Origin of the sequence: Actinotignum sanguinis (assembly GCF_030230305.1) — a bacterium.
Lineage (GTDB): Bacteria > Actinomycetota > Actinomycetes > Actinomycetales > Actinomycetaceae > Actinotignum > Actinotignum sanguinis.
The window spans coordinates 59450-84232 of sequence record NZ_JASPCQ010000009.1; the positions used below are offsets into that span (position 1 = coordinate 59450).

27 protein-coding genes and 1 tRNA gene are annotated in these 24783 nt (G+C 62.4%); 2 read left to right on the plus strand and 26 right to left on the minus strand.

Annotation, left to right across the window (positions count from 1 at the left end):
- Positions 1–128: 128 nt before the first annotated feature.
- From QP828_RS06120 to QP828_RS06235, 24 genes are all read right to left on the minus strand, one after another.
- Positions 129–905, minus strand: coding sequence for an alpha/beta fold hydrolase (locus QP828_RS06120; protein WP_274732439.1), 777 nt, complete (start codon positions 903–905; stop codon positions 129–131).
- Between the two features lie 62 nt (positions 906–967).
- Positions 968–1219, minus strand: a complete 252-nt coding sequence (locus tag QP828_RS06125; RefSeq protein WP_126134876.1) for a type II toxin-antitoxin system RelE family toxin — start codon at positions 1217–1219, stop codon at positions 968–970.
- Entirely contained in the window at positions 1220–1480 is a 261-nt protein-coding gene (locus QP828_RS06130) for a type II toxin-antitoxin system Phd/YefM family antitoxin (protein WP_126134875.1), read from the minus strand.
- Between the two features lie 47 nt (positions 1481–1527).
- Positions 1528–1812: an Rv1322 family protein gene (locus tag QP828_RS06135; protein WP_274732438.1), complete on the minus strand. Its 285-nt coding sequence runs from the start codon at positions 1810–1812 to the stop codon at positions 1528–1530.
- A 66-nt stretch (positions 1813–1878) separates the two neighbouring features.
- Positions 1879–3039, minus strand: a complete 1161-nt coding sequence (locus QP828_RS06140; protein ID WP_274732437.1) for an N-acetylglucosamine-6-phosphate deacetylase — start codon at positions 3037–3039, stop codon at positions 1879–1881.
- A gap of 9 nt (positions 3040–3048) precedes the next feature.
- On the minus strand, positions 3049–3744 hold the full coding sequence (gene nucS, locus QP828_RS06145; protein ID WP_126134872.1) for an endonuclease NucS: 696 nt from the start codon (positions 3742–3744) through the stop codon (positions 3049–3051).
- On the minus strand, positions 3745–4134 hold the full coding sequence (locus QP828_RS06150) for a DUF2550 family protein (protein ID WP_026429109.1): 390 nt from the start codon (positions 4132–4134) through the stop codon (positions 3745–3747).
- 13 nt (positions 4135–4147) lie between these two features.
- Positions 4148–4423 (minus strand): F0F1 ATP synthase subunit delta/epsilon, encoded by a 276-nt coding sequence (locus QP828_RS06155; protein WP_126134871.1) that lies wholly within the window; start codon positions 4421–4423, stop codon positions 4148–4150.
- A complete protein-coding gene (gene atpD, locus QP828_RS06160) occupies positions 4423–5883 on the minus strand; it encodes a F0F1 ATP synthase subunit beta (protein WP_274732436.1) in 1461 nt (486 codons plus the stop codon). Before atpD ends, QP828_RS06155 begins: the two co-directional genes overlap by 1 nt.
- A 29-nt stretch (positions 5884–5912) precedes the next feature.
- On the minus strand, positions 5913–6845 hold the full coding sequence (locus tag QP828_RS06165; protein ID WP_126134870.1) for a F0F1 ATP synthase subunit gamma: 933 nt from the start codon (positions 6843–6845) through the stop codon (positions 5913–5915).
- Between the two features lie 3 nt (positions 6846–6848).
- Entirely contained in the window at positions 6849–8474 is a 1626-nt protein-coding gene (atpA, locus tag QP828_RS06170; protein ID WP_126134869.1) for a F0F1 ATP synthase subunit alpha, read from the minus strand.
- A 9-nt stretch (positions 8475–8483) separates the two neighbouring features.
- A complete protein-coding gene (locus tag QP828_RS06175) occupies positions 8484–9323 on the minus strand; it encodes a F0F1 ATP synthase subunit delta (protein ID WP_274732435.1) in 840 nt (279 codons plus the stop codon).
- Positions 9323–9853 carry a F0F1 ATP synthase subunit B gene (gene atpF, locus QP828_RS06180; protein WP_016441729.1) on the minus strand — a complete coding sequence of 177 codons (531 nt, stop codon included), beginning with the start codon at positions 9851–9853 and terminating at the stop codon, positions 9323–9325. The genes QP828_RS06175 and atpF overlap by 1 nt, the downstream gene beginning before the upstream one ends.
- A 3-nt stretch (positions 9854–9856) precedes the next feature.
- A complete protein-coding gene (atpE, locus tag QP828_RS06185; protein ID WP_016441730.1) occupies positions 9857–10075 on the minus strand; it encodes an ATP synthase F0 subunit C in 219 nt (72 codons plus the stop codon).
- A gap of 23 nt (positions 10076–10098) precedes the next feature.
- Positions 10099–10917, minus strand: coding sequence for a F0F1 ATP synthase subunit A (gene atpB / locus QP828_RS06190; protein ID WP_016441731.1), 819 nt, complete (start codon positions 10915–10917; stop codon positions 10099–10101).
- 221 nt (positions 10918–11138) lie between these two features.
- Positions 11139–11558, minus strand: coding sequence for a hypothetical protein (locus QP828_RS06195; RefSeq protein WP_274732434.1), 420 nt, complete (start codon positions 11556–11558; stop codon positions 11139–11141).
- Entirely contained in the window at positions 11555–12757 is a 1203-nt protein-coding gene (locus QP828_RS06200; protein ID WP_126134866.1) for a glycosyltransferase family 4 protein, read from the minus strand. Before QP828_RS06200 ends, QP828_RS06195 begins: the two co-directional genes overlap by 4 nt.
- A gap of 78 nt (positions 12758–12835) precedes the next feature.
- Complete coding sequence (locus tag QP828_RS06205) at positions 12836–13432, minus strand: L-threonylcarbamoyladenylate synthase (protein ID WP_274732433.1); 597 nt, start codon at positions 13430–13432, stop codon at positions 12836–12838.
- Positions 13419–14336 (minus strand): peptide chain release factor N(5)-glutamine methyltransferase, encoded by a 918-nt coding sequence (gene prmC, locus QP828_RS06210; RefSeq protein WP_274732432.1) that lies wholly within the window; start codon positions 14334–14336, stop codon positions 13419–13421. The genes QP828_RS06205 and prmC overlap by 14 nt, the downstream gene beginning before the upstream one ends.
- A gap of 16 nt (positions 14337–14352) precedes the next feature.
- Positions 14353–15459, minus strand: a complete 1107-nt coding sequence (prfA, locus tag QP828_RS06215; RefSeq protein WP_087069881.1) for a peptide chain release factor 1 — start codon at positions 15457–15459, stop codon at positions 14353–14355.
- A gap of 124 nt (positions 15460–15583) precedes the next feature.
- Positions 15584–15796, minus strand: coding sequence for a 50S ribosomal protein L31 (gene rpmE / locus QP828_RS06220; RefSeq protein ID WP_016441737.1), 213 nt, complete (start codon positions 15794–15796; stop codon positions 15584–15586).
- 196 nt (positions 15797–15992) lie between these two features.
- Entirely contained in the window at positions 15993–17945 is a 1953-nt protein-coding gene (gene rho, locus QP828_RS06225; protein ID WP_274732431.1) for a transcription termination factor Rho, read from the minus strand.
- 98 nt (positions 17946–18043) lie between these two features.
- Complete coding sequence (gene thrB, locus QP828_RS06230) at positions 18044–18928, minus strand: homoserine kinase (protein ID WP_274732430.1); 885 nt, start codon at positions 18926–18928, stop codon at positions 18044–18046.
- Entirely contained in the window at positions 18928–20214 is a 1287-nt protein-coding gene (locus QP828_RS06235) for a homoserine dehydrogenase (protein ID WP_274732429.1), read from the minus strand. Before QP828_RS06235 ends, thrB begins: the two co-directional genes overlap by 1 nt.
- Positions 20215–20538: 324 nt before the next feature.
- Between QP828_RS06235 and aroD the strand changes: the two genes are divergently transcribed.
- The gene (gene aroD, locus QP828_RS06240; protein ID WP_274732428.1) at positions 20539–21345 is read left to right on the plus strand and encodes a type I 3-dehydroquinate dehydratase; all 807 of its coding nucleotides are present in this window, start codon (positions 20539–20541) and stop codon (positions 21343–21345) included.
- 16 nt (positions 21346–21361) lie between these two features.
- Here aroD and lysA read toward each other — a convergent pair whose 3' ends face one another.
- Together lysA and argS are read right to left on the minus strand one after the other, a co-directional pair.
- A complete protein-coding gene (gene lysA, locus QP828_RS06245; protein ID WP_274732427.1) occupies positions 21362–22804 on the minus strand; it encodes a diaminopimelate decarboxylase in 1443 nt (480 codons plus the stop codon).
- Between the two features lie 8 nt (positions 22805–22812).
- Complete coding sequence (gene argS / locus QP828_RS06250; protein ID WP_274732426.1) at positions 22813–24489, minus strand: arginine--tRNA ligase; 1677 nt, start codon at positions 24487–24489, stop codon at positions 22813–22815.
- A 128-nt stretch (positions 24490–24617) separates the two neighbouring features.
- On the opposite strand from argS, the gene QP828_RS06255 reads away from it, so the two are divergent.
- Positions 24618–24690 (plus strand) — tRNA-Arg (locus QP828_RS06255).
- Positions 24691–24783: the final 93 nt, after the last annotated feature.

Below are 24783 nucleotides of genomic sequence, written 5' to 3' on the forward strand. Positions count from 1 at the left end.
TGTTTTTTCCGGGGTGTACTTCGAATGTACGACATACGCACTACACCTCTGAAAACACCTCCTGCCCCCGTCGATACTCATGTGATTCTTGAGAGCCGTGCGATTCCCGAGTCGCGCGATGGTGGTCGCTAACGAGTAGCAGCCTCGTAGAGCTCGCGCAGCGCGGTAGCGACTTCGTGCGGCTTTTCCACCGCGGAGAAGTGGCTGGCACCCTCGAGTTCCACGAAAGGCTGATCCGGGCGTACCTCATGCAGCTGGGCAAATTCTTCGTGCTTGGCATTCGGGTCATCCACCCCGCGCAGCAGCAGGATAGGAACATCCAGCTCCATGACACCGCGGGTATCCGGGCGGGTGAGCATCATTTGTTGCAACCAGGAGAAAGCTCCGGCATCTACCGTCTTGAAATAGGCGGCAACCTTCTCTTTAAGCTCCGGGCTGGCCGCCGAGCTGAGCATAGTATCCACCCAGCCGGCCAGCACATCCCAGCTCTGCCCCGAGGCAAGCTTCTCAATGGCCTTTTCCCGCGGGGAAGGCGAGGGCTCCGGCCCCAGAATCGAACCGTCCAGCAGCGCGAGCCCGGCAATCTGCTCGGGGTGGCGCAGTGCATAAGCGGCCGTGACGGTCGCACCCATGGAAATTCCGGCGAGCACGATGGACTCATAGTCGGCCAGGGTTTCTTCGAGGGCGGCCAGGTAGGAATTGATATGTGGCGTGGTGGCGCCCGCGGCGCCGTCGACCTCACTACCGGAAGGCGAGTCCCCGAAACCGGGGGCATCAATAGCAATCGTGTGCAGATCCGAAAGCTCAGCGCGCACGCCCTCCCACATCCGGGACGTCATCGGCATAGCGTGGAGCAGAACAAGCGGAATACCCGCACCTTCGTTAATATGTGTGGCAAGTTTCATAACTCGATTGTAACGCCGCTACCGGAACTTACCCCGGGTACGGCGACCCTGGCGACTAGTTATCAGGCATACACTTCGCGTCGGTGCGCAGCACGCAAAACCGTAACGAGGAGCTTATCGTCTTCTATTTCATAGATGACACGATAGTTACCCACACGAATACGCCAGGCAGGATAATTCGTTAGTTTCTTTACCCCTACCGGACGAGGCTGGACCGCAAGCTTTTCTATTTCACCAAGGATTCGGTCCCGAATCGGCTTTTCTAACTTGCGAAGCTGCCTACCGGCTAAATTTGACAGAATAACGCGATACATTTAATCGAGACTGGCCTTGAAATCTTCCAGGGTAATGCGTACACCGTCATCAGTACGCTTGGCATGCTCATAGGCAGCGATATCCTGAGCCATCTCGAATTCTTCTAAGGCGTGAAGATCATCAATCGTGACAATGGCAGCAGCGGGTTTGCCGTTGCGAGTAACGGTGAATCTCCTACCGGCATGAAGCGTTTCCCCGAGCACATAGGAGAGTTCTTCACGTAATTCCCTAGTACTAACCTGATTTTCTGCAATAGTCATATCACACACTTTACATTGTGTACACACCGTACACAATTAGTTGTAGTCTAGGCGCGACCGCGGTGCTGCCAGCAACCCGGATGCCAGTGGCGGCGCGAATCCACCCCGTACTGGGCACCCCAGATGGTGTCCTCCGTCCAGGCAACGATATTGCTTTCACCAACCCGGATCATCCCGCCGCAACCGGGGCACACATAATCCTTCGCGGCGCTGGCGATGCGCCGCACTTTATACGTGGCGCCATCGCGTCCGTTTTCATAGGTGAGCCCACCCATCGCCGCGCTGATATTCAGCGGGTGAACGGGACGGGAATACTTTTTCGACCGGCGCATTCTTCCATGGTAGCCCCTGAGCGCGCGGAGTCCACTAGCATCGCGTACGACGCCGCAGTCTCCCGGCTACGCCACCAACTTGCCGTCCTGCGCAACCAACTGCCCGGCGCGGTAGACCCGCCGCGGGCGCAGTTCCTCATCCACGACCAGCAGATCCGCGCGCTTGCCCACTTCGAGGGATCCGCGATCGGTCAAACCCATTACGCGGGCCGGGGTGGCGCTCGCCATGGTAACGGCGTCGTTCATATCGACTCCCGCGCCGACCACGGTGCGCACAATATCGAGAAGATGAGAGGTGCCGCCCGCGAGATTGCCCCCGCGCAGCCGTGCCTGCCCGTCGGTCACATGCACCCGCAGCCCGCCCAGCTCGTAGGTGCCATCCGCCATACCGGCAGCCGCCATGGCATCGGTGATGAGCGCGATATTTTCCGGGCCCACGATTTCGACCACGTTGCGCACCAGCTCGGAGCTAATATGCACGCCGTCTCCAATAAGTTCGACGACGCAGCTGCCGCGCCGCGCGGCAGCCAAATACTCGGCTACCGGACCGGGCGCCCGGTGACGCAATTCGCGCATGGCATTAAAGAGGTGGGTGGCCACCGGGGTTGCCCCGCCGGCCACCGCCCGCTCCTGGAGCTCCCGCGCCGGGCCGGCCTCCGCGTGGGTATGCCCCCAGGTGGGCACCACACCGTGCTCAAGCAGCAGGTCCACCACCTCGCTCGCCCCCGATAGCTCGGGGGCGAGCGTCATCCCCCAGGCATGCCCGCGGGCAGCGGTGAGGAGCCGGTTAGCAATCTCCACGCTCGGGGTTTCCAAATAGGCGGGGTTTTGTGCCCCCGCTCGCTCGCTAGAAAGGAAAGGTCCCTCAATAAGAATGGCGGCCAGGGTCCCGTCCTCGACCGCATCGGCGAGCAAGCTTGCCCCGGCCTCCATGCGCTCCACGCTCAGGGTGGTGAGAGCCGCGGCTATCGAAGTGGTCCCGTGCGCCAGATGTTCCCCGGCCGCCTGCGCCACTTCCGTGCTATCTTTCGCATCAGGGAAGGAAGCCCCTCCCCCGCCGTGGCAGTGTTCATCAACGAGCCCGGGGAGGATGAGCCACCCCTCCGGGAGCTCTGCTGTCACATCGCTCGATACCGTATCTACCCGCGTGAGAACTCCCTTGTCCCACGCGATTTCACATTCACGTACGCCGCCGGGCAACGCTGCCCGGCCGTATAAGAACCCCATTATCCCGTCCTAAAACAGTCGATCCTCCGGGTGGTCTATGCCACGCATATCGTCGTAGTTCAAGATCATACAGTCAATGCCGCGGTCTTCGGCCAGCACACGGGCCTGAGGTTTGATTTCCTGGGCTGCGAAAATACCGCGCAGCGGGGTGAGGAGGGGATCGCGGCGCAAGAGGTCAAGGTAGCGGGTGAGCTGTTCGACCCCGTCGATTTCGCCGCGGCGTTTAATTTCGACGGCGATATAGCCGCCCTCGCCGTCGCGCACCATAAGATCTACCGGACCGATGGCGGTGGGGTACTCCCGGCGCACCAAGCTGGCCTGCGGGGCGATGCGTTCCACCTGTTCGGCCAGCAGTTTTTGCAGGTGCGCTTCCACCCCGTCCTTGACGAGTCCGGGATCCACCCCGAGGTCTTGCTCGTAATCGGAAAAGACCTCGTAGATCCGAATAACCAGCCGGTCATCGGTTTTCTTGTGCTCCACGTTCCAGATGGTGCGCACGCCCGCCTCGCGCTCGGCTGCGCTCGGTTCTTCTTCGGTGAAGAGGGTTGGGCCCATCATCCAGTTGAGGGGCTTGTAGGAGCCGGTATCTGCATGAACCAGCACCGAGCCATCCGCCTTGACCATGAGGAGCCGAGTGGCCGGTTCGAGATGCGCGTCCAGGCGTCCGGAATAATCCACCGAACAGGTAGCAAAAACAACGCGCATCTAGAACAACACCCAATCTCCCCGGGGCGGGGCCGAATCCGCCCACGCCACCAGCGCCGTATGCGCTTGGCAGCTCATGGCCATATCAATTTCTGTATGAGCATCCCCCACGCGGGCGGTGGCGATATCGTCACGGACTTTAACCAGGTTGATGCTCAGGGAACGCCGGTCGAGGCGCAGCGCCGGACGCCAGGATAGGGAAGCGACCCTAAACCATTCCAGCGCATCGGTGCGGAAAAACACCACGCCGGTGTGCCAGCGGTGCTGCCGGCGTACCGCAGCCTGGGAGGACCCCCACTGGTTGAAGAGGTACCGCACCCGCGCCAGGAAGTAGATGAGGAGCGCGAGGAGAACCAGCACGACGATCAGTGCTACGCTTTGCCAGCTCATTCGCGCTCTCCGCCTACTGCCCGCTAACCGACTGCTCGGTGACCGAATCGGCCACCACGATAACCTGGTTAGCGGTCACCGTGAGGAAGCCGGAGCCGGACATCGTGAAGCTGCGATCGCGTCCGTCCTCGCAGCCGCGCACCTCGACATTGCCTTCCGTGAGGAGGGCGACGAGCGGGGTGTGGTCCGTGAGGATACCCACCGAGCCTTCGGTGCCGGGCGCGGTCACCGATTCGGCGTTACCGCGCCACGCCAGCTCCCGCTGGGAAACGATCTCAACGTCCAGCATTATTCGCTCCGCAGTTCGTGGTACTTGCGTTCCAGATCCTCGATGCCGCCGATATTGAAGAAGGCCTGCTCGGGGACGTGGTCGTATTCGCCGTCGCAAATACGGCGGAACGCTTCCACAGTTTCCGCAACCGGAACGGTGGAGCCTTCCACGCCGGTGAACTTCACCGCGGTGTACATATTCTGCGAGAGGAACTGCTGGATCCGGCGCGCGCGGGCAACGGTCAAGCGGTCTTCTTCGGAGAGTTCATCCACACCGAGGATGGAAATGATGTCCTGAAGTTCACGGTTCTTCTGGAGGATCGCCTTGACGCGGGTCGCGACTTCGTAGTGCTGCTGGCCCACGATCTGCGGATCCAGAATACGCGAGGTCGAGGCGAGGGGATCCACCGCCGGGTAAATACCCATGGAGGCAATATCACGCGAGAGCTCGGTGGTCGCATCCAAGTGAGCGAAGGTGGTTGCCGGCGCCGGATCGGTGTAATCGTCCGCCGGAACGTAAATGGCCTGCAGCGAGGTAATGGAATGCCCACGCGTGGAGGTAATACGCTCCTGGAGCGCACCCATTTCATCGGCCAGGGTGGGCTGGTAACCCACCGCGGAAGGCATACGCCCGAGCAGGGTAGATACTTCCGAGCCTGCCTGGGTGAAGCGGAAGATGTTATCGATAAAGAGCAGCACGTCCTGGTTGGCGACGTCGCGGAAGTACTCCGCCATCGTCAAGCCGGACAGGGCGATGCGCAGGCGCACCCCCGGCGGCTCGTCCATCTGGCCGAAAACGAGGGCCGTCTTATCGAGCACCCCGGCTTCGTCCATTTCGTGGATGAGGTCGTTACCCTCGCGGGTACGTTCACCCACCCCGGCGAATACGGAAACGCCATCGTGGTCGAGGGCCACGCGCTGAATCATTTCCTGGATGAGGACCGTTTTACCCACGCCCGCGCCACCGAAGAGGCCGATCTTGCCACCCTGCACGTAAGGGGTGAGCAGGTCGATGACCTTGAGGCCGGTCTGGAACATTTGGGTTTCCGGCTCGAGTTCGTCGAAGGCGGGAGCCTGGCGGTGAATCGACCAGCGTTCCTTCACCTCGATCTCATCAGGGGAAACGTTAAGCGGTTCGCCCACGACGTTGAAGACGTGCCCGCGGGTCACGTCACCGACTGGAACGGTGATGGGGGCACCGGTATCGATAACGACGGCGCCGCGCACCAGGCCGTCAGTCGGCTTCATCGCGATGGTGCGCACCACGTTATCACCCAGGTGCTGGGCCACTTCCAAGACCATCTCCTGCTCGATGACGCTTCCGTCACCGGAGGGGAGGGTTGCCGTGGTTTTCAGGGCGTTATTGATATCGGGAAGCGCGTCGGACGGAAATTCGACGTCGACGACGGCGCCAATGACCTGCGTAATCCGGCCGGTTGTGGCCAGGTCCGCGGTCTGCTCCTCTAGTTGTGCAGTCATAGTGTGTTCCTTATCCGTTACGAAGCGCGTTATCCGTTACTTAGTGCATCGGCACCGGAGACGATTTCAGTGATCTCGGTGGTGATCTCAGCCTGGCGCGCGTTATTGGCGAGCCGGGTGTACTTCTCAATAAGTTCAGCAGCGTTGTCGGTAGCCGCGTGCATCGCCTGCTGGCGCGAAGCGAGTTCGGAGGCCGCAGCCATGAGAAGAATCGAGGAGATACGTTTGCGAACATACATGGGCACGAGCGCTTCGAAAACGTCGTGCGCTGAGGGTTCGAAATCGTAGAGCGGTTCGGTTTCTTCCGTGCCGCCGCCCGAGAATTCCGATCCGGTATCCTCCAGATCGCCTTCCCCGTAGTCCACAATGGCGAGCGGAAGCATGTGGCGCACCTGCACCACCTGGCTCACCATCGATTGGAAACGGGTGTAGACCACGTGGACTTCGGCAACGCCGCCTTCTTCCGGCGCGGCGGTGAAAGCCTCGAGGAGAGTGCGCGCGATTTCATCGGATTGCTCCGGATCGGGCTTATCCGAGGTGCCGCTCCACTCCCCAGCGATATTCACGCCGCGGAATTTGAAGTACTGCAGGCCGCGCCGACCGGTCACGTAGAGCACCGGATCCTTACCTTCGGCACGCAGATTCTCCACGGTGCGTTCCGCTTCGCGCAGTACATTGGCCGAATAGGCTCCCGCCATGCCGCGGTCGGAAGTCACCACAAGTACCGCTACCCGATTGGTATCGGTACGCTCGCGCATCAGCGGGTGCTGGGCGTCAAAGTCGTGGCGCCCCACCAGCCCGAGCGCGCGGGTTACCGCCCGCGCGTAGGGGTCCAGTTCCTGCGCCTCCCGGCGCGCCGAGCCGATACGCGAGGCCGCAATGAGCTCCATCGCGCGGAACACCTTTTGCAAGGTGCTCGTCGCACGAATTTTGCTCTTGTAAATCCTCTGTTCGCCGGCCATCGATTAACCCTTCGTCGGCCGCGCGAGAGTTTCACGGGCCTGCTCGGCCGGGACATCCTCTTCCCCACCCGCGGGCAGGTTTTCGGCGGTGCGGTAGGACTCCGTAAAGGCGCTTACCGTGGCTTCGAGTTCGGCTTCGAGATCCTTATCCATCTCACCGGTAGTGGCAATGGTTTCCAGCACCGAGGAGTTGTGCCGTACGTAGTCGAGCATGCGTGCTTCCCAATCGTGCACCTTCTCCACCGGGACATCATCGAGATAGCCCTTCGAGCCGGCCCAGACCGAAACTACCTGTTCCTCAATGGGGTACGGGGTGTACTGCGGTTGTTTGAGCAGCTCCATGAGGCGCTCACCGCGGGTGAGCTGCTGGCGGGTGGCCGGATCAAGATCCGAGGCAAACATCGCGAAGGCCGCCTGGGAGCGGTACTGGGCCAGGGTGATCTTCAGGGTACCGGCAACCTTCTTCATCGCCTTGATCTGCGCATCGCCACCCACGCGGGACACCGAGATGCCCACGTCCACGGCCGGGCGCTGATTGGAGTTGAAGAGGTCGGACTGCAAGAAGATCTGACCGTCGGTAATGGAAATAACGTTGGTCGGAATATAGGCCGAGACGTCATTCGCCTTGGTTTCCACAATCGGAAGGCCGGTCATGGAACCTCCACCCAGCTCATCGGAGAGCTTGGCGCAGCGTTCCAGCAGGCGCGAATGCAGGTAGAAAACGTCGCCCGGGTAGGCTTCACGCCCCGGCGGGCGGCGCAGCAGCAAGGACACGGCTCGGTAGGCTTCCGCCTGCTTAGAAAGATCGTCAAAGACGATAAGCACGTGCTTACCTTCGTACATCCAGTGCTGGCCGATAGCCGAACCGGTGTAGGGGGCCAGGTACTTAAAGCCCGCCGGATCGGATGCCGGGGAGGCCACGATGGTGGTGTACTCCAACGCGCCGTAGCGCGCCAGGGTGCCGCGCACCGAAGCGATGGTGGAGCCCTTCTGGCCGATGGCCACGTAAATGCAGCGCACCTGCTTGGAAGGATCCCCGGTTTCCCAGTTCTTGCGCTGGTTGAGGATGGTGTCAATCGCGAGGGCGGTTTTACCCGTCTGGCGGTCCCCGATGATGAGCTGGCGCTGGCCGCGCCCAATCGGGGTCATCGAGTCAATAGCCTTGATACCGGTTTCTAGCGGTTCGTGCACCGATTTACGCATCATCACGCCGGGAGCCTGCAGCTCCAGGGCACGCCGGCCGCTGAGATTCTCAATTTCACCCAGGCCGTCAATCGGCTTACCGAGCGGATCCACCGTGCGGCCGAGGTATCCGTCGCCCACCGGGACGGAGAGCACCTCACCGCTGCGGCGCACTTCCTGGCCTTCTTCAATATTGGAGAAGTCACCGAGAACCACAACGCCGATTTCCCGCTCTTCCAGGTTCATCGCCAGTCCGCGGGTGCCATCCTCAAAAACGAGAAGTTCATTGGCCATCGCACCGGGCAGGCCGGCCACGCGGGCGATGCCGTCCGCCGTCATGGTGACGTGACCAACTTGCTCACTCTCGGACTGCTCCGGCGTGTAGCTACGCACGAAGTTATCGAGCGCTGCCCGAATCTCTTCGGGCTGGATTGTCAGATCAGCCATTCTTTTTCCTTACCTGTTGCTCGCCGGTGCCGCCGGCATGGCCGCGACTTTATCGCGTACATCTTTAATTCTGGACTGCAGCGTCGCGTCAATAACATCCGAACCGTGCTGGATACGCATGCCGCCCACTACAGTCGGATCTACCGACACGTGGATCGAAACTTCGGTTCCGTACATCGCGGTCAGGGCGCGCTGGAGGCGTTCCTCTTGGTTCGCCGTGAGCGGCTGGGCCACCAGCACCGATACTCCGGAAACATCGCCCAAATCCGCTGCCTGGACCGCGTACTCCATGAGCGAGGCGGCCAGGGTCATCTCCCGCACTCGCGCGAGGGCGCGGTGCGCGAGTACCCGGGTTTCCTCCCGAATATTCGGAACCACCCGATCAAAGAGCGCCGCGCGTTCCTCCGCGGAGTACTCCTCGCGGGAGAGCGTGATGCGCAGATCGGGAGTTTCTTTAAGGGTACGCATAAGCTGGTAGAGCTCATCTTCGACGCCGGAGAGCACCCCGGCGCCACGCGCCCGGACCAATACAGCGTGTGCGCCGAGGGTATCCACGGTCGTGACGAGATCAGCGTCCTCCGTCCACGTCCGCCCCGCTACCGCGCGCAGCACCGTAAGAACCGGTGCGCTCACGTGGGCGGCGAAAATGGCACCTGCCAGGCTTTCCCGTGCCACACCAGCCCGGGTGGTATCCGCGAGGGTTCCACGCAGGGAAGGGGAGGCATTGATGGCGTCTGCAGCGGCGAAAAGTTCGCGCGCCAAGTCAATTTCCTGGCCGGGATATTCCTGAAGCAGGGCGTCCCACTCGGCGGTGACCGCGGCGGCGGATTGCTTACTCGTGGACCGCATTACGCCCCCGTTCGCGCCTGCTCCTCGAGATTATCGAGGAACGAATCGACGACGCCCTGATTCACACTCGGATCGAGGCGAATCTGCTCACCCACGATACGACCGGCCAGCTGCGAAGCCATAGTGCCCAGATCCGCGCGGAGAATCCGCGCGGCGGCGTCGGTATCAGCCTTAATCTGAACCTGAGCCGCGGCGGAAATGCGCCGCGCTTCTTCGCCGGCTTCCCGGCGTGCACGCTCGATAATATCGGAGGCATTGGACTGTGCCTGGGCGCGGATATCCGCGGCTTCGCGCACCGCGGCGTCCTTTTCGGACTGGATGGTGGCACGTTCTTGAGCCACTTCCTCGCGGGCGCGCTCGGCAGCGAGCAAACCTTCTTCGATTTTCTCCCGCCGCTCATCAAGCATCTTCGTCAGCGTCGGCCAGGCGAATTTATACACCGCGATGGCGACGATGAGGAAAGATACCGTGCCCCACAGCAGATCCGGAATGGCCGGAATGATAACACTGTGTTCTTCAGCGAGATACATTGCTTAAGCTCCGAACACGAAGCCCGCGGCGAAGCCGATCAGGCCGAGTGCTTCGGTAAAGGCGATGGACAGGAACATATTGACACGCAGGTAGCCGCGGATCTCGGGCTGGCGTGCGGTAGCTTCCTGGTTCTTCGCACCGATGAGGCCGACGCCGATGCCGGGGCCGATAGCCGCGAGACCGTAACCGATGGTCGCGAGAACTGCTGCAGATCCAGTCATGGGATTGTCCTTTTCTTGTTGTTTTAGTGGGCGGAAATAGAAAGTTGGATATACGCGGCGGTGAGCAGGGCGAAGATATACGCCTGCAGGCACGCCACGAAAAGTTCAAAGACGGTGAAGAGGATACCTGCCACCAGGGTGACCGTACCCAGGCCGATACCGAGGCCCCCGCCCATGGAGAAGTAGAGCGCGTGGGTGCCCAGGAAGCAGAGCACGAGCAGCATATGCCCGGAAAGCATATTGGCCAAGAGACGAACCGTCAGGGTGACGGGCCGAATAATGAAGGTAGAAAGCAACTCAATGGGCGTCATGATGATGTAAATCGGCCAGGGCACCCCGGGCGGGAAGAGTTGTTCCTTGAAGAAGGTACCCGCCCCGCGTTCTTTCATACCCGCAATAATGAAAGCCACGTACGCCACCACGGCGTAAATGAGCGGCATACCAATAACCGACGTACCCGCGAGCTGCAAGCCCGGGATAACGCCGGTCAGGTTCATAAAGAGAGTACCGAGGAAAATGGTGGCGAGCAGGGGCTGGTACTTCCGTGCCTGCCCTTCAAGAATTTCTTCACCGATCTGCACCCGCGAGAAGTCCAGCAGGGATTCCATCGCAGCCTGCGCACGACCCGGAATGAGCTTGGCGCGCTTGGCATAGATAACGCAGAAAACCAGAAGAACTAAAGCCGCAAGAAGACGAATCACCATCACGCGATTCATCTCAAATGGCGTGCCGGCGAAGAAGATGGGGGCGGGGAAGAATTCCTCAACTCCCGGGGCGTGGAACCCGTCGTTCTCCATCGGCAGGCCGAGCATGCTCAGATTCGCGAACGAACCGACTGCCATGCGCTCACCCTCTCCATCGAATCTTTCCGCGGCGGGAACCCCGCCTGAACGGCACTGCTAACCTATCTTAGCGTGGAAATCACAATTGTCATCACCGCGCGGCCTTGAACTTTGCCGCCGTGAACAGTGGTCTACGTTACTCTTACCGCCTCTGCGCGGCTAGGACTAAGCGCCCTGTTCCCGAATATACCCGCGAAACGCGGCCTGGCATCCCGGGTGGCTCACGATGCGGTCGCACGAAGATCCGCGCGCACTACCACCCACGATTGCACCGCGAGCGCACAGATAATGAGCCCGGCAAGCGCCAGCGCCGCGGTTCCCACCGGCGCGGCGGTCAAAGCCCGCACCGCCCCGAGACCGCCTAACACCACCACAAGTTTGACCGCGTAGCTAGCCAGGGCCCATCCGCTCCCGCCGGGCAGGTAACGCGCACTGCCCCAGGTCACCACCTGGAGGATAAACGCAATGAGGGTGGCCCATCCCACGGCGCAGGCGTGCTCACCTTGACCGGCAAGCAGGCACATCGCTATCCCGATTATTCCGACGACGACGCATCCGAGCGTTGCGCTCAGCTGGGCACGGCGCAGCACGCGCGCGGCGCCTCCGCTCGGGGCGGCCCCCCACCCGGATTGGGCCCTCATTGATGCTCCTCCGCTTCCTGCACCGGCTCTGTTTCCCGCGCCTGCTCAATCATGGAAACAGGCGCATCTCCGGCATTCTCCTCCGGGATTCGCTCCCCGCGCGCCGCCGAGCTGCGCCGTCGGCCAAACATCCCGAAGGTGACCACGCAACCAAGCACCACCCCCGCCGCACCGATCAGGGCGACGTGCCGGGCGGGTAGCACAATAAGCAACATGCAGCTGAAGGAGAAAATAGCCGTCCACAGATAGAGAATGAGCACGGTGCCGGTATGCGAATGGCCCAGGCGTAGCAGGCGGTGGTGGAGGTGGCCGGCGTCGGCGTGGAAAGGGGACTGCCCGCGGGCCAAGCGCCGGGTGACGGCCCAGATGAAATCAGAGAGGGGCAGCACCACCACGGCGAGGGCCAGCAGCAGCGGCAAATACGCCGGGAGCGCGTAGCCGAGGGAGGTGGATTGCGGATCGATCTGCCCGGTGACCTGGATAGCCGAGGCGGCCAGCACCATGCCGAGCATAAGCGCGCCCGAATCACCCATAAAGATACGAGCCGGGTGGAAATTATGCGGCAGAATCCCGGCGCACATCCCCACCGTGGCCGCCGCGGCGGCGCAGGCCACCGAGGTGTAATCCCCCGGGGTGGCATTGCGGGTAAGAATATAGGAATAAATAAAGAAAGCCAGGGAGGCAATCCCCACGATCCCGGCGGCCAGCCCGTCCAGCCCGTCCATAAAATTCACGGCGTTCACCGTGATGACCACCATAAGGATGGTGAAGAAAATCGATAGGCGGGTGGAGCCCACGGTCAGCCCCATAAAGGGCAGCGTGACGAATTGGACGCCCTGCCAGGCCATGACCCCAGCGGCCAGCACTTCGCCGGCCAGTTTCGTCATCCAATCGAGTTCCCAGATATCGTCGATGGCACCCACCAGGCACATAAGCCCGGCGCCCAGCCAAATCGCCCAGGCTTGGGAGGCGGGCCCGAGCACCCGGTGCAGGTAGGGGATCTGCGAGGCAATGGCGAACGAGGCCGAAAATCCCAAGAACATCGCCACCCCGCCCAATCGCGGGATGGGCACGGTGTGGATATCGCGTTCGCGCACCTGCGTCATGGCGCCCACGCGCAGCGCCAGGCGCAGAATCGCGGGAACCAGGAAGTAAGTGATGGCGCAGCTGAGCACCATCATGAGCAGGTAGACGCGCATGCTCTCTCCTTCCTAGTGCTGTTGCCGTTCAGTCTAGCCGGCCCGCACCGTGCTTCCGTGCGGCGCCGCCGCATCGCTTCAGCCCAGCGGCACGATGGCGGCGATATCCTCATCAGCAATAGCGCCGTGGCGCAGAATCTGCGCCCGCTCCCCCGCGAAGCTCACAATGGTGGACGGCACCCCGCCCGGTGCGGTGCCCCCGTCCAGGTACACCGCGACTTTCTCTCCCAGCTGCGCGCGGGCCTGCGCGGCGGTGCGGGCCGGGGCGTGCTCGGTAAGATTCGCGGAGGAAACGGCTAGCGGGCCGGTGCGGCGCAGCAGCTCCAGAGCGAGCGGATGATCGGGCATGCGCAGCGCCACGGTTCCGTGGGTTTCGCCCAGGTCCCAGCCGATGCTGTTATTCGCGGGGAGGATGAGGGTGAGAGCCCCGGGCCAGTACGCCGCGGCGAGTGCGCGGGCGCCGGCCGGGATGGCGGAAGTCAAACGGGCGGCGTCGTCCATCGAAGCGACGAGCACCGGGGAAGGCTTATCGCGCCCGCGGCCTTTCGCGGTGAGGAGCCGGGTGACAGCCGCGCGCGAAAACGCATCCGCGCCCAGGCCGTAAACGGTATCGGTTGGGAGAACCACGAGCTCGCCGCGCGCGAGGGCGGCTACCGCGGCATCACAGGTGTCCATATTCTGCCTCCAAAAAACGTTCTCGCCCAGCCAGGTCCCGGCCGGTTGCCACCCGGGTGAAACCCTGCGTCCGAGCGTATTCGCGCAGGGGCGCGCTCTGCGTCTCGGCGTGTTCGAGAACGAGGATACCCCCGCCCCGCAGTAGCTGCGCCGCGCGCGCCACGAAAAGCCTGGGCAGGTCCAGGCCGTCCGCTCCCCCACCCCACAGGGCCCGCGCCGGATCGGCCCGCACTTCTGCGCTCACGGGCGTATCGGGTGGAATATAGGGAGGATTAGCGACGACGACGTCGACCGCGTGGTCCAGTTCGGGAAGCGGCTCAGTCACATCGTGGTGCAGAAAAGTAACGGGCGAGCCGTAGCGGGCATTATTGGTGGTGGCCAGGTGCAAGGCCCGGGGATCTGTATCGACGCCGATCACCCGGACAGCGGGGACTTCGGTAGCGATACTCAAGGCAATGGCCCCGCTGCCGGTGCCAAGATCGACAACAAGGGGGCCTGCCTGCTGCCCGGCGGCGCCGTTCCGCGCCGCCGCTGCGCCGTCGTTCCCCCTGGCGGTACCGTTCCCGCGGGTATGCGCGGCTACGCACGCCCGCGCGGCCGCGATGGCGCGTTCGGCTACGATCTCAGTTTCCGGGCGCACAATAAGCGCATCGGGGGTGGATACCAGCTCGAGGTAGCGGAAATACATCCGCCCGGTAATATGCTGAAGTGGCTCGCGCGCGGCGCGGCGGGCCAGATACCGGGTGAAAAGTTCGCGCTGCGCCGGAGGCGGGGTGGTGCGCGGATCGGGGCGCTTCCCGGCGGCCGCTTCGGCCAGCCAGCGGGCATCGGCGGCCGGCGAATCTACCCCGGCCGCGGTGAGCTGCGCGGTGGCACCTGCCAGCAATTCCGCCCAGGTGGTCATAGCGCTCGGCTACCTTCTACTTTTCTTCCGCGGCTTCCATACGAGCCGCTTCATCCATAATCCGGGCCGAATCGATGACGGCATCCAAGTCCCCATCGAGAACCGCGTCGAGATTATGGGCCTTGTAGCCGGTGCGGTGATCGGAAATACGATTTTCCGGGAAATTATAGGTGCGGATGCGCTCGGAGCGGTCCAGGGTACGCACCTGAGAATGGCGCAATTCCGCGTTTTCAGCGGCCTGTTGATCCAGCTGGAGCTGACGCAACCGGGCACGCAGCACCCGCATAGCGGATTCACGATTTTGGATCTGCGATTTTTCATCCTGCATGGAGACCACAATCCCGGTGGGAAGGTGGGTAATACGCACCGCCGAATCGGTGGTGTTCACGGACTGCCCGCCCGGCCCCGAGGAACGGTACACGTCAATCCGCAGGTCATTCGCGGCGATTTCCACTTCGCCCGGGTCATCCACTTCCGCGAAAACAAGCACCCCTGCGGTGGAGGTCTGGATGCGCCCTTGGGATTCGGTTACGGGTACGCGCTGCACCCGGTGGACCCCGCCTTCGTACTTGAGGTGGGCCCAGACGCCTTCGGAAGGATCCTCAAGCTGCCCACGGGAACGGATGGCAACCTCGAGGTCCTTATAGCCACCCAGCTCGGTTTGGTTGGCACCCAGCACTTCCCAACTCCATCCCTTAGAGGTGGCGTAGCGTTCGTACATGCGGGCCAGGTCCCCCGCGAAGAGGGCGGATTCTTCCCCGCCGGCCCCACCTTTGATCTCCATAATGACATCGCGGGCGTCGTCTTCATCGCGGGGAATAAGGACTTCCGTGAGTTCCTGGGAGGCAGCTTCGTAGCGTTCTTCCATTCCGGGAAGTTCGGGGCGGAAGAGTTCAGCATCTTCCCCGCCCTGGGAGATGATTTCCTTAGCTTCGGTGAGGTCCTGTTCGGCCTGCAGGAAACGCCGGTACACGCGTACCACCCGCCCGAGTTCGGCATAGCGCCGCCCGAGTGAACGCAATTTATCCGGGGAGGAGAGAACTTCCGGGCTAGCCATATCCGCTTCGATTTTTTCAAATTCAGCGAGATGGTGCTCGGCAACCTCACGACGTGTATCAGCCATAACGAGGACCTTTCTTCACGCGCGCCCAGCGCGTGCCCTGCCGCCACCGGAGAGTGGCGACCCTACCGACAATAGTGCAAAAAGAAAAGGAGCGCCCTTGCGGTGACGCTCCTTTCCGTGGCGCTTACTTCTTGCGCTTGCCGTAGCGTGCCTCGAAGCGAGCCACGCGCCCACCGGTATCCAGGATCTTCTGCTTGCCGGTGTAGAACGGGTGGCAGTTATTGCACACTTCCACGCGCATATGGTCACCGTTGTAGGTGGAACGGGTGGTGAACTCATTACCGCAGGTGCAGGTCACGGAGACCTCGTGGTAATCGGGATGGATTCCCTGCTTCATTATCTCTCCTTGGTTCGTAGCTGCCCCCGGGTCCGAGCACGGTTCTCCATATCACGGTGAACCGGGAGCCGACAGAAAATTATGGCACGGGCGGGCCGGCCGAGACAAGGTACCGTGCGCGTATCACATCACTATTGTGCGCCACGCGCTCGGTACCCGGCCACCCGGCCGGTTCCTCCCGCCGTTTTTATTCGGCTTATTCGCCGCGCGATCCTTGCATGGAACGCATAATCGACACGAGGAATTCCGCGTTATTTTCGGTATTCCGCATCCGCTTGAGCACGAAGTCCGCCGCTTCATCCACTCCGAGAGTTCCCAGGGCCCGGCGCAGCTGCCAGATGACCTTGAGTTCTTCGGGCTTGTAGAGCATTTCTTCGCGGCGGGTACCCGAGGCGTTGATATCGATCGCCGGGAAGATACGCCGATCCGCGAGCTGGCGCGAGAGGCGCAGCTCCATATTGCCGGTGCCCTTGAATTCTTCGAAAATAACTTCGTCCATCTTCGATCCGGTTTCCACCAGCGCGGAAGCGATAATCGTGAGCGAGCCACCATTTTCGATATTGCGCGCCGCACCGAAGAACTTCTTGGGCGGGTAGAGCGCCGCGGCATCCACACCACCGGAAAGGATACGCCCCGAAGCCGGTGCCGCGAGGTTGTAGGCACGCGAAAGGCGGGTGAGGGAATCGAGAAGAACCACCACATCCTGACCGAGTTCCACCAGGCGCTTGGCGCGCTCAATAGCCAGTTCGGAGACGATAGTGTGATCCGAAGCCGGGCGGTCAAAGGTGGAAGCAATCACTTCGCCCTTGACGATGCGACGCATATCCGTCACTTCTTCGGGGCGTTCATCCACGAGAACCACCATGATATGAACCTCGGGATCATTCGCGGCAATCGCCTTGGCGATCTGCTGCATAATCATGGTTTTCCCGGCCTTCGGCGGGGAAACAATGAGGCCGCGCTGGCCCTTGCCAATGGGGGCAACCAAATCGATGGCGCGGGTAGACAGGCCCTTGCGTTCGGTTTCCAGGCGCAAAATCTCATCCGGGTAGACCGGGGTGAGCTTATTAAAGTCCGGGCGGCGCGCTGCTTCAGCTGCGGGCAGGGAGTTAATAGTATCCACCTGGACGAGCTGGTTACCGGACCGGTTATTGTTTTGATTATTGTAACGACGGCGCGGATTACGCTTGTTATTGCGGTTATTATGCGAGGAATTATCCTCATCGTGCTGGCGAATAGCACCCACCACGGCATCCCCGCGGCGCAGACCGTACTGGCGCACCAGCGCGGTGGAAATCTGCGCGTCATTGGGGCCGGGCAGGTAGCCGCCGGTGCGCAGCACCATCTGGTTACCCTGGGTATCCACAATGCCAGCGACGGGAACGAGGGTATCCTCCGCCTGGCGCTTACCGGCCGGGATCTCCTGGCGTTCTTCACGTTCGGGCTTCGCAGCCGGGGCGGCATCCTCCACCTCGTGATCCGCGCGATCAGTACGTTCGGCGCGTTCCGAGGTGCGCCGGGAGCGGCGGGCTTCTTCGTGTTCCTCACCGCGCCGGTTGCGCTTGCGACGGCGGCGCTCCGAGGTGGTGTCATGGTGGTCACCAGCGCGGCGTTCCGCGGCATCGCCAATGGCATCCAGGGCCGCGAGGGTGTTTTCATCACTGAGGGAATCGGAACGGCGGGCAGTCGAGGCAGCTTCCTGCTTCGGTTCGGGCAGATCGATATGCACCGGTTCGCGGTGATCCCGGCGCACCCGGCGCCGCACTTTACGTTCCTCACGATCATCGTGGCCGGCGGTACTGGGCGCCGCCACCGGTGCGGCATCAGCACTGGCGGCACTTACCGCGTGGGTGCGGGTGGCTGCTTCCGCGGCGGTGGACACCGATGCGGCTTCATCCGCGCTTTCCTTCTTCGCTGCGGGCTTTGCCGTGGTGGCAGCAGCGGGCTTTTCGCGTGTCTTCTTGATATTAGCGAGGCTATCTTCCTTGCGGGGCCGCCCGCGCCGCGCGGGGCGAACTTCGCGAATGGCCGCGAGCAGGTCCGCCTTCTTAGCTTTCGGGTCAATGTCCAGGCCGAGTTCTTCGGCGAGCGCGCGCAGCTGCGGCACCCGCATCGTTGAGATTGCGCCTGATGTTGGGGTTTCCGTCACGAGGTTCCTTCCTCGGAATTCAGGGGTTGTTAACGCACTTATGACAATTTCAAGTACGTGGGAAATAACCGGTATAAGAACGTCGGTTAGACCTTAGTCTACACCAGATAGGCGCCCCGTGTGGACATTCCAGCGGTATTCACCGTAAATCCACGCCGCTGCATCATAGAAACTGTGTCAGCGTCAAGGCGTGAAAATACTAGCACGGATGGGCCCGCACCGGAAATAACGGCCGGGAACCCGGCCGCGCGCAGTGCCCGCACCGCGTCCGCGGAGGCCGGCATCGCCCCGGCGCGATAGTCCTGGTGGAGGCGATCCTCGGTGGCCTGCCACAGCAAATCGGGGTAGTGCTCCAGGGCAAGGGTGAGCATGGCGGTGCGCGACGCATTAAAAGCGGCATCTGCGTGCGGAACGGTATCCGGCAACGCGGCCCGCGCCTTTTCGGTCAGGAGCTGTTCACCGGGAATAAGGAGGGTGGTGTCCACCGCGGTGGGGATACGCGCCGCCCGGGCCTGCGTTCCTTCCATCCATGTAACGACGGCGCCCCCGAAAATCGCCGGTGCGGCATTATCGGGGTGCCCTTCAAATTCGGTGGCGAGGGAGAGGAGCACGCCGTCGTCGAATATATCGGGGCGATCTACCAGGCCGCGCACTAACAGTAAGCCGGCCACCACGGCCGCCGCGGAAGAACCGAGGCCGCGCCCCTGCGGAATTGCGTTAACGCAGTGCAGTTCAAAACCGACGCCGGGCAGGGCCGCCGCCTCAAAACCGCGGCGCAGAGCCCGTACGATGAGGTGATCTTCACCGGTGGGAAGAACATCCGCGCCTTCCCCTTCGATACTCACCCGGGTAGCGCCGGTGGTGAGGCGCACGCTCACCTCGTCCCAGAGGTTATGCGCCATGCCCATGCAGTCGAAGCCGGGACCGAGATTGCCGGAGGTCGCCGGGACCCGCACCCGCGCTTCGGAGGTGGCGATACGCATTAGGCCACCTCCACCCGCACGAAGCTCGCGGTGCGTACGGTTGCCAGACCCGCGGCGGCGGAGAGATCCGCAATGGTTGCTTCCACATCGGCTTGGAGGGCTTCGTGGGTGGTAACCGTGAGGCGGCACAGGTGATCCGCGGTGGGCGATTCTTGGCTCACCCCGCTAATGGAAACATTATGGCGGGCAAAAGTCCCGGTAACTTCGCTGAGAACACCCACGTGATCGGCCACGTCCATGCTCAACTGGAAGCGCGAACGCGCCTGGGAAGGGGGCAGAATCGGCAGCTCGCCGTACGCCAGTTCGCGCGGAGCCAGCCCACCGTGCACGCGGTGATGCGCGGCGGCCACCAGATCGGAAAGCACCGCGGTGGCGGTGGGGTTCCCGCCGGCACCCGGCCCGTAGAACATGAGCCGATCCGCGGCTTCGCCCTCCACCACAATGGCGTTATAGGCGCCGTGTACGGTAGCGAGCGGATGCTGGGCGGGAATGAGGGTGGGGCCCACGTACAATTCAATGCCGTCCGCGCGCCGCTTGGCGGAGGCCACCAGCTTGACCACGTAGCCGCCACGCCCGGCCGAGGCAATCATATCCGGGGTGATATCGCGGATTCCGTGGGTGTGCACATCCGAAAGCTGGACGCGGGTGTGGAAAGCGAGAGAAGCCAGGATGGCGCATTTCGCCGCGGCGTCGTACCCGTCCACATCGGCGCTCGGATCAGCTTCGGCGTAGCCGAGCTCCTGCGCCTTCTTCACCGCGGCATCGAAACTTTCCCCGTTGGTGGTCATTTCGTCAAGGATGTAATTGGTGGTGCCGTTGACGATTCCGAGGATATGGGTAACGCGGTCCCCGGCGAGGGATTCGCGCAGCCCGTAAACCACCGGGACGGCCCCGCCCACCGCGGCTTCGTAATAGAGGTCGACGCCGGCACGCGCCGCGGCGTCGTACAATTCTGGACCGTGTTCGGCCAGCAGCGCCTTATTTCCGGTGACCACCGAGGCACCGGCGGCAAAAGCGGCCAAAATATATTCGCGCGCCGGTTCGATGCCGCCCATGAGTTCAATAACAATATCCGCCTGGGCAATAATGGCGTGGGCATCGGTTGTGAGCAGCGTGCGATCAATGGCCGGATCGCGCGGGGCCTCCAGGTTGCGCACCGCAATTCCGATCACGCGCAGGCGCGCCCCGGCTCGCAGGTTAAATTCTTCCGCATTGGCTTGCAGCAGGCGGACGACGGCGCTTCCTACCGTTCCCGCCCCCAGCAGGGCAACCTTGACTTCCTTCACGCCTACTCCTTATCTTGACGAACGCGCCGCGCGGATGCCGGCTCGGCCTGCGCGGATACCGGCTTGGTCCGTGCGGATACCGGCTCGGTCCGGGCGATGCGCCGGCCCCTCATCTGTCCTCGCGTGTCCTAGCCTAGCGAAGGTGGAGCCGGTGCGCGCTGTCGGCCCGCCCGCTGTGGGTGGATGAGCTCCGCGTGCGGGCGCACGCGAGTGTATGAGCTCCACGCGCGGCCATACGCGGGTGTGGCGCTCACCACGCGGATGGGTACAATATCCCCATGGAAAATGCATCGAATGATGCACGAAGAGAAAGCGAGGTGCGCGATGCCCACTGTGAAAATCAAGGACGTCACCTTCGGCTCCGGGCCGACGAAAATCCTCGTGTCCATAACGCCCGCCAATGGTGACGAGCTACGGGCACAGGTAGCGAAGCTTCCCGCACAGGACATTGACGTCCTGGAATGGCGCGTGGATTTCCTCGAGGATCTTTCCACCCTCACCGAGGTGGGAACCCTCTTGCGCCAGGCCACTAACCTGCCGATTCTGGGCACTTTCCGCTCCGCGGCGGAGGGCGGTCAGAAAGCGATTATGCCCGATGATTACGGGCCTTTGGTGATCCGCCTTATCCAATCCGGGCTGGTGGATGCGGTGGACGCGGAGCTTTTCCGCACCGGGGCTTGGACCGAGCGCATTATTCAGGAAGCGGCGCGGGCCCAAATTCCGGTGATCGGGTCCTACCATGATTTTCGTTCCACTCCGCCCGAAGATGAAATCGTTAACCGCTTGCGGCTCTTGCAGGTACACGGGGCCTCCATCGCGAAAATAGCGGTGACGCCCGCACATCCGGGCGATGTGGTGACGGTGCTCAATGCAACCTATCGGGCCAGCCAGGAGCTGCACGTTCCGCTCATCACCATCGCCATGGGGGCCTTGGGCACCATGAGCCGCATTACCTCCGCGATTTTCGGCTCCGCGGGCACCTGGGGCCAGGCCGGGCATACCACGGCGGCCGGGCAGATTGCCGTGCATGAGCTGCGCCCGGTCGTGGACGCTATTTCGGCCTGGAGCAGCGCCCCGGATACCTGGGAAAAGCCCGCGCAGGTGAGCGAGGCGGTTCTTCCGGAGGGATAACGATGTTTCCGGAGGGCTAGTTGTCAGCAGCGATGGCCGGAGAATCCGCCGCTGGGGAATCCGCGGCCGGATAATCCGCGTCCAGCGCGAAGAGATCGGCCACGGTCTCCCGGTGAATAAGCCAACGGGCCCGGCCATCGCGCACGGCAATAACTCCCGGGCTGGGAAGTATATTGTAATGGGAGGCCATGACCCGCCCGTAGGCGCCGGTGGCCGGCGTGACAAGCAGGTCACCAGCGTGAATATCCTCCGGAAGGGCGACGGCGCGCACCACAATATCGCCCGATTCGCAATGCTTACCGACCACGCGGCATACGCGCGAATATCCGGGCTCTCCCGGGGCGGTAGGAGCGCGGTCCACGAGCGCCGCGGTGTAATCCGCACCGTAGAGTGCGGGGCGGATATTATCGGACATTCCCCCGTCTACCGACACATAGGTGCGGGTGCGGGTGGCATCCACGTGGACATCCTTGATGGTTCCCACGGTGTAGAGCGTCATACCGGCCGGGGCAATAATCGAACGGCCCGGTTCCACGGATACCCGCGGGGCGGGAATGCCACTCTGGGCGCTGTGCCGAGCCACTTCCGCGGCGAGCACGGCGGCGAAGTCGCGCGGGGAGGGCGGAATCGGATCCGCACCGGTATAACGCACCCCGTAGCCGCCCCCCAGATCTATTTCAGGGATAACGGTTCCCAGCTCACCTGCCACCCGAGCCCGCAGGTCAAGGATGGCGCGTGCCGCCGCCACAAAAGCATCCGTCGCCACGATTTGGGAACCGATATGCGAATGCAATCCCACCAGGCGCAGCCACGGATTGGCGCTAATACGCCCAATAGCCTCCCAGGCGGCGCCACCGGCAAGAGACAACCCGAATTTTTGGTCCTCATGAGCGGTAGCAATGAAATCGTGGCCGCCCGCGTGAATACCGGAAGTTACCCGCACCACGACGGCAGCTACCTGCCCGCGCCGCGCAGCTGCGGCCGCCACCATCTCCACTTCGGCCAGAGAATCAACCACGAGGTGAGCAACCTCGTGGTCCAGTGCCAGCTCAATTTCCGCCGCGGATTTATTATTTCCGTGCAATCCGAGCTGTTCCCCGCGTGCTCCGGCCGCCAGGGCGATGCGCAACTCACCTTCGGAGCAGGTATCCAGGTGGAGACCTTCCTCCAGCATCCACCTGGCCACGCCCACGCTGGCAAAAGCCTTGCAGGCGTAGTAGACATCCGCTCCTGCCAACTCCGCAAAAGCCTCGCGCATGGCACTCACCCAGGCGGCAGCCCGCGCGCGAGCATCAGCTTCGTCCAGGATGTAGAGCGGGGTGCCGAATTGCGCGGCCAGCTTACTTACCGAGCAGCCGCCCACCTCAAGATCGCCAGGAACGCGGCGCACCGTGGTAGACCACAGCCCGGTAGCCGAGCCATCCGGGACGGGCGCGGGTAGCTGCTCGAGAGCACTCACCGCGGCGCTCACATTTTCTCCGGGGCGCTGACCCCGAGCAGATGCAGCCCGTTAGCGAGAACCTGACGGGTCGCATCATTAACCCACAGGCGGGTGCGATGCAGATCGCTGACTTCCTCATCCGCGCGCGGGGTGACCCGAGCCTTGCCGTACCAGGTGTGGTAGGCACCCGCGAGCTCTTCCAGGTAGCGGGCCACCCGATGCGGTTCGCGATTGGCCGCGGCCAGGGAAACCACTTCCGGGAAACGGGCGAGCTGCCCGATCAGATCAGAATCGGCCTGCTCCAGCAGTTCCGGGGTGAAAGCATCCGCGCGCCGCACCCCGTGTTCGGCCGCATTACGGGCCACATTAGCTGTGCGGGCGTGCGCGTATTGCACGTAGTAGACCGGGTTGTCATTGGTGTGCGAAGCGAGAACATTGAGATCCAGGTCCAGGGTGGTATCCACCGAGGCCCGTACCAGCGAATAGCGTGCCGCATCCACGCCCACGGCATCCACGAGGTCTTCCAGGGTCACCACGGTGCCCGCGCGTTTGGACATGCGCACCGGAACGCCATCACGCTTGAGGTTGACCAACTGGCCGATGAGGATTTCCATATTGCCGCCCTTACCGGCGGTATCCCCGAACGCGCGGGCCATGGCATACATGCGCCCGATATAGCCGTGATGATCCGCGCCGAGCATATAGACGGCATGATCTGCCCCGCGGTCCCGCTTATCGAGGTAGTAGGCGATATCACCGGCGAAGTAGGCGGTTTCCCCATCCGATTTGACGATAACGCGATCCTTATCATCACCGAAATCGGTGGAGCGCAGCCACACCGCATTGTCTTCTTCGTAAATAACACCGCGTTCGCGCAGTTTTTCAATGGCTGCGGCAACCGCTCCGGAATCGTGAAGGGATTGTTCGTGGAAGAACACATCAAATTCGGCCCGGAAATCTGCCAGGGAGTGCTTGATCTCCGCGAACATGAGCTCAACGCCCCCGGCGCGGAACACTTCCTGCGCTTCGACTTCCGGGAGGGTGCGCGGATCGGGATGGCCAGCAGCTAGCTCCTGGTCAATAACCTGCTGCGCAATATCGGAAATATATGTTCCACCGTAGCCATCTTCCGGTGTTTCGCGGCCCAGCGCCGCGGCCAGCAAACTTTCCGAGAAATGATTGATTTGGTTGCCGTGATCATTGAAATAGTATTCGCGCACGACATTCGCGCCGGTGAAGCTGAGAATCCGGGCGAGGGTATCCCCCACCGCAGCCCATCGCGCTCCCCCGATATGGATAGGACCGGTGGGATTTGCCGAAACGTATTCCAGATTAACGGTGGTCCCGGCACCGGCCTGTGAAGAACCGTAGCGTTCCGCCTGCTCCACGATGGTACGGGCCAGTTCCCCGGCCGCACCCGCGGAGAGGCGAATATTAATAAAACCGGGGCCGGCTACCTCTACCTGGGCGATACCGGCGACGCCCTCAAGGCGCCCGGCCAGCAGGGTGGCCAGGTCACGCGGGGGCATTCCCGCGCGCTTGGCGAGCTGCATAGCCACATTGGTGGCCCAATCCCCGTGCTCACGCGAACGCGGGCGCTCGATTTTCACCGCGGGAATATCACCATCGAGGTGAAGCTGACCTTCATTACGTGCGGCGCTGATTTCCGCCGCGATACATGCACTGAGTTCTTCCGGAGTCACGTATCTAAGTGTACGTGCTAAGCCCGACAAAATTGCACGCCACCCGCAGCCACATACGATATGGCACTCCGTTGGAGAATCCGCGTATTTTTCCTGGCGCCCACCAACGTGGTAAAGTAGCGCAGTGCGCCCCGATAGCTCAGGGGATAGAGCGTTCGCCTCCGGAGCGAAAGGCCGCAGGTTCGAATCCTGTTCGGGGCACAAATCGCACAAAGATGGGGCTGTATCAGTAGTCTCGTGGGAAGTGGTCGGAAGCATTTGATAATGTTTCCGACCACTTTCTTTTTAAACCAT

Coding starts and splice junctions, on each gene's coding strand:
- QP828_RS06155 (WP_126134871.1), bottom strand. CDS start 4,423: ATGCTGGACGTTGAGATCGTTTCCCAGCGGGAGCTGGCGTGGCGCGGT.
- QP828_RS06140 (WP_274732437.1), bottom strand. CDS start 3,039: ATGGGGTTCTTATACGGCCGGGCAGCGTTGCCCGGCGGCGTACGTGAA.
- QP828_RS06205 (WP_274732433.1), bottom strand. CDS start 13,432: ATGGACACCTGTGATGCCGCGGTAGCCGCCCTCGCGCGCGGCGAGCTC.
- QP828_RS06165 (WP_126134870.1), bottom strand. CDS start 6,845: ATGGCCGGCGAACAGAGGATTTACAAGAGCAAAATTCGTGCGACGAGC.
- atpA (WP_126134869.1), bottom strand. CDS start 8,474: ATGGCTGATCTGACAATCCAGCCCGAAGAGATTCGGGCAGCGCTCGAT.
- QP828_RS06125 (WP_126134876.1), bottom strand. CDS start 1,219: ATGTATCGCGTTATTCTGTCAAATTTAGCCGGTAGGCAGCTTCGCAAG.
- rpmE (WP_016441737.1), bottom strand. CDS start 15,796: ATGAAGCAGGGAATCCATCCCGATTACCACGAGGTCTCCGTGACCTGC.
- QP828_RS06120 (WP_274732439.1), bottom strand. CDS start 905: ATGAAACTTGCCACACATATTAACGAAGGTGCGGGTATTCCGCTTGTT.
- QP828_RS06175 (WP_274732435.1), bottom strand. CDS start 9,323: ATGCGGTCCACGAGTAAGCAATCCGCCGCCGCGGTCACCGCCGAGTGG.
- prmC (WP_274732432.1), bottom strand. CDS start 14,336: ATGACCACCTGGGCGGAATTGCTGGCAGGTGCCACCGCGCAGCTCACC.
- thrB (WP_274732430.1), bottom strand. CDS start 18,928: ATGCGTATCGCCACCTCCGAAGCGCGGGTGCGGGTCCCGGCGACCTCC.
- QP828_RS06195 (WP_274732434.1), bottom strand. CDS start 11,558: ATGAGGGCCCAATCCGGGTGGGGGGCCGCCCCGAGCGGAGGCGCCGCG.
- QP828_RS06200 (WP_126134866.1), bottom strand. CDS start 12,757: ATGCGCGTCTACCTGCTCATGATGGTGCTCAGCTGCGCCATCACTTAC.
- aroD (WP_274732428.1), top strand. CDS start 20,539: ATGCCCACTGTGAAAATCAAGGACGTCACCTTCGGCTCCGGGCCGACG.
- atpE (WP_016441730.1), bottom strand. CDS start 10,075: ATGACTGGATCTGCAGCAGTTCTCGCGACCATCGGTTACGGTCTCGCG.
- nucS (WP_126134872.1), bottom strand. CDS start 3,744: ATGCGCGTTGTTTTTGCTACCTGTTCGGTGGATTATTCCGGACGCCTG.
- atpF (WP_016441729.1), bottom strand. CDS start 9,853: ATGTATCTCGCTGAAGAACACAGTGTTATCATTCCGGCCATTCCGGAT.
- atpB (WP_016441731.1), bottom strand. CDS start 10,917: ATGGCAGTCGGTTCGTTCGCGAATCTGAGCATGCTCGGCCTGCCGATG.
- prfA (WP_087069881.1), bottom strand. CDS start 15,459: ATGGCTGATACACGTCGTGAGGTTGCCGAGCACCATCTCGCTGAATTT.
- QP828_RS06150 (WP_026429109.1), bottom strand. CDS start 4,134: ATGAGCTGGCAAAGCGTAGCACTGATCGTCGTGCTGGTTCTCCTCGCG.
- QP828_RS06130 (WP_126134875.1), bottom strand. CDS start 1,480: ATGACTATTGCAGAAAATCAGGTTAGTACTAGGGAATTACGTGAAGAA.
- QP828_RS06135 (WP_274732438.1), bottom strand. CDS start 1,812: ATGCGCCGGTCGAAAAAGTATTCCCGTCCCGTTCACCCGCTGAATATC.
- atpD (WP_274732436.1), bottom strand. CDS start 5,883: ATGACTGCACAACTAGAGGAGCAGACCGCGGACCTGGCCACAACCGGC.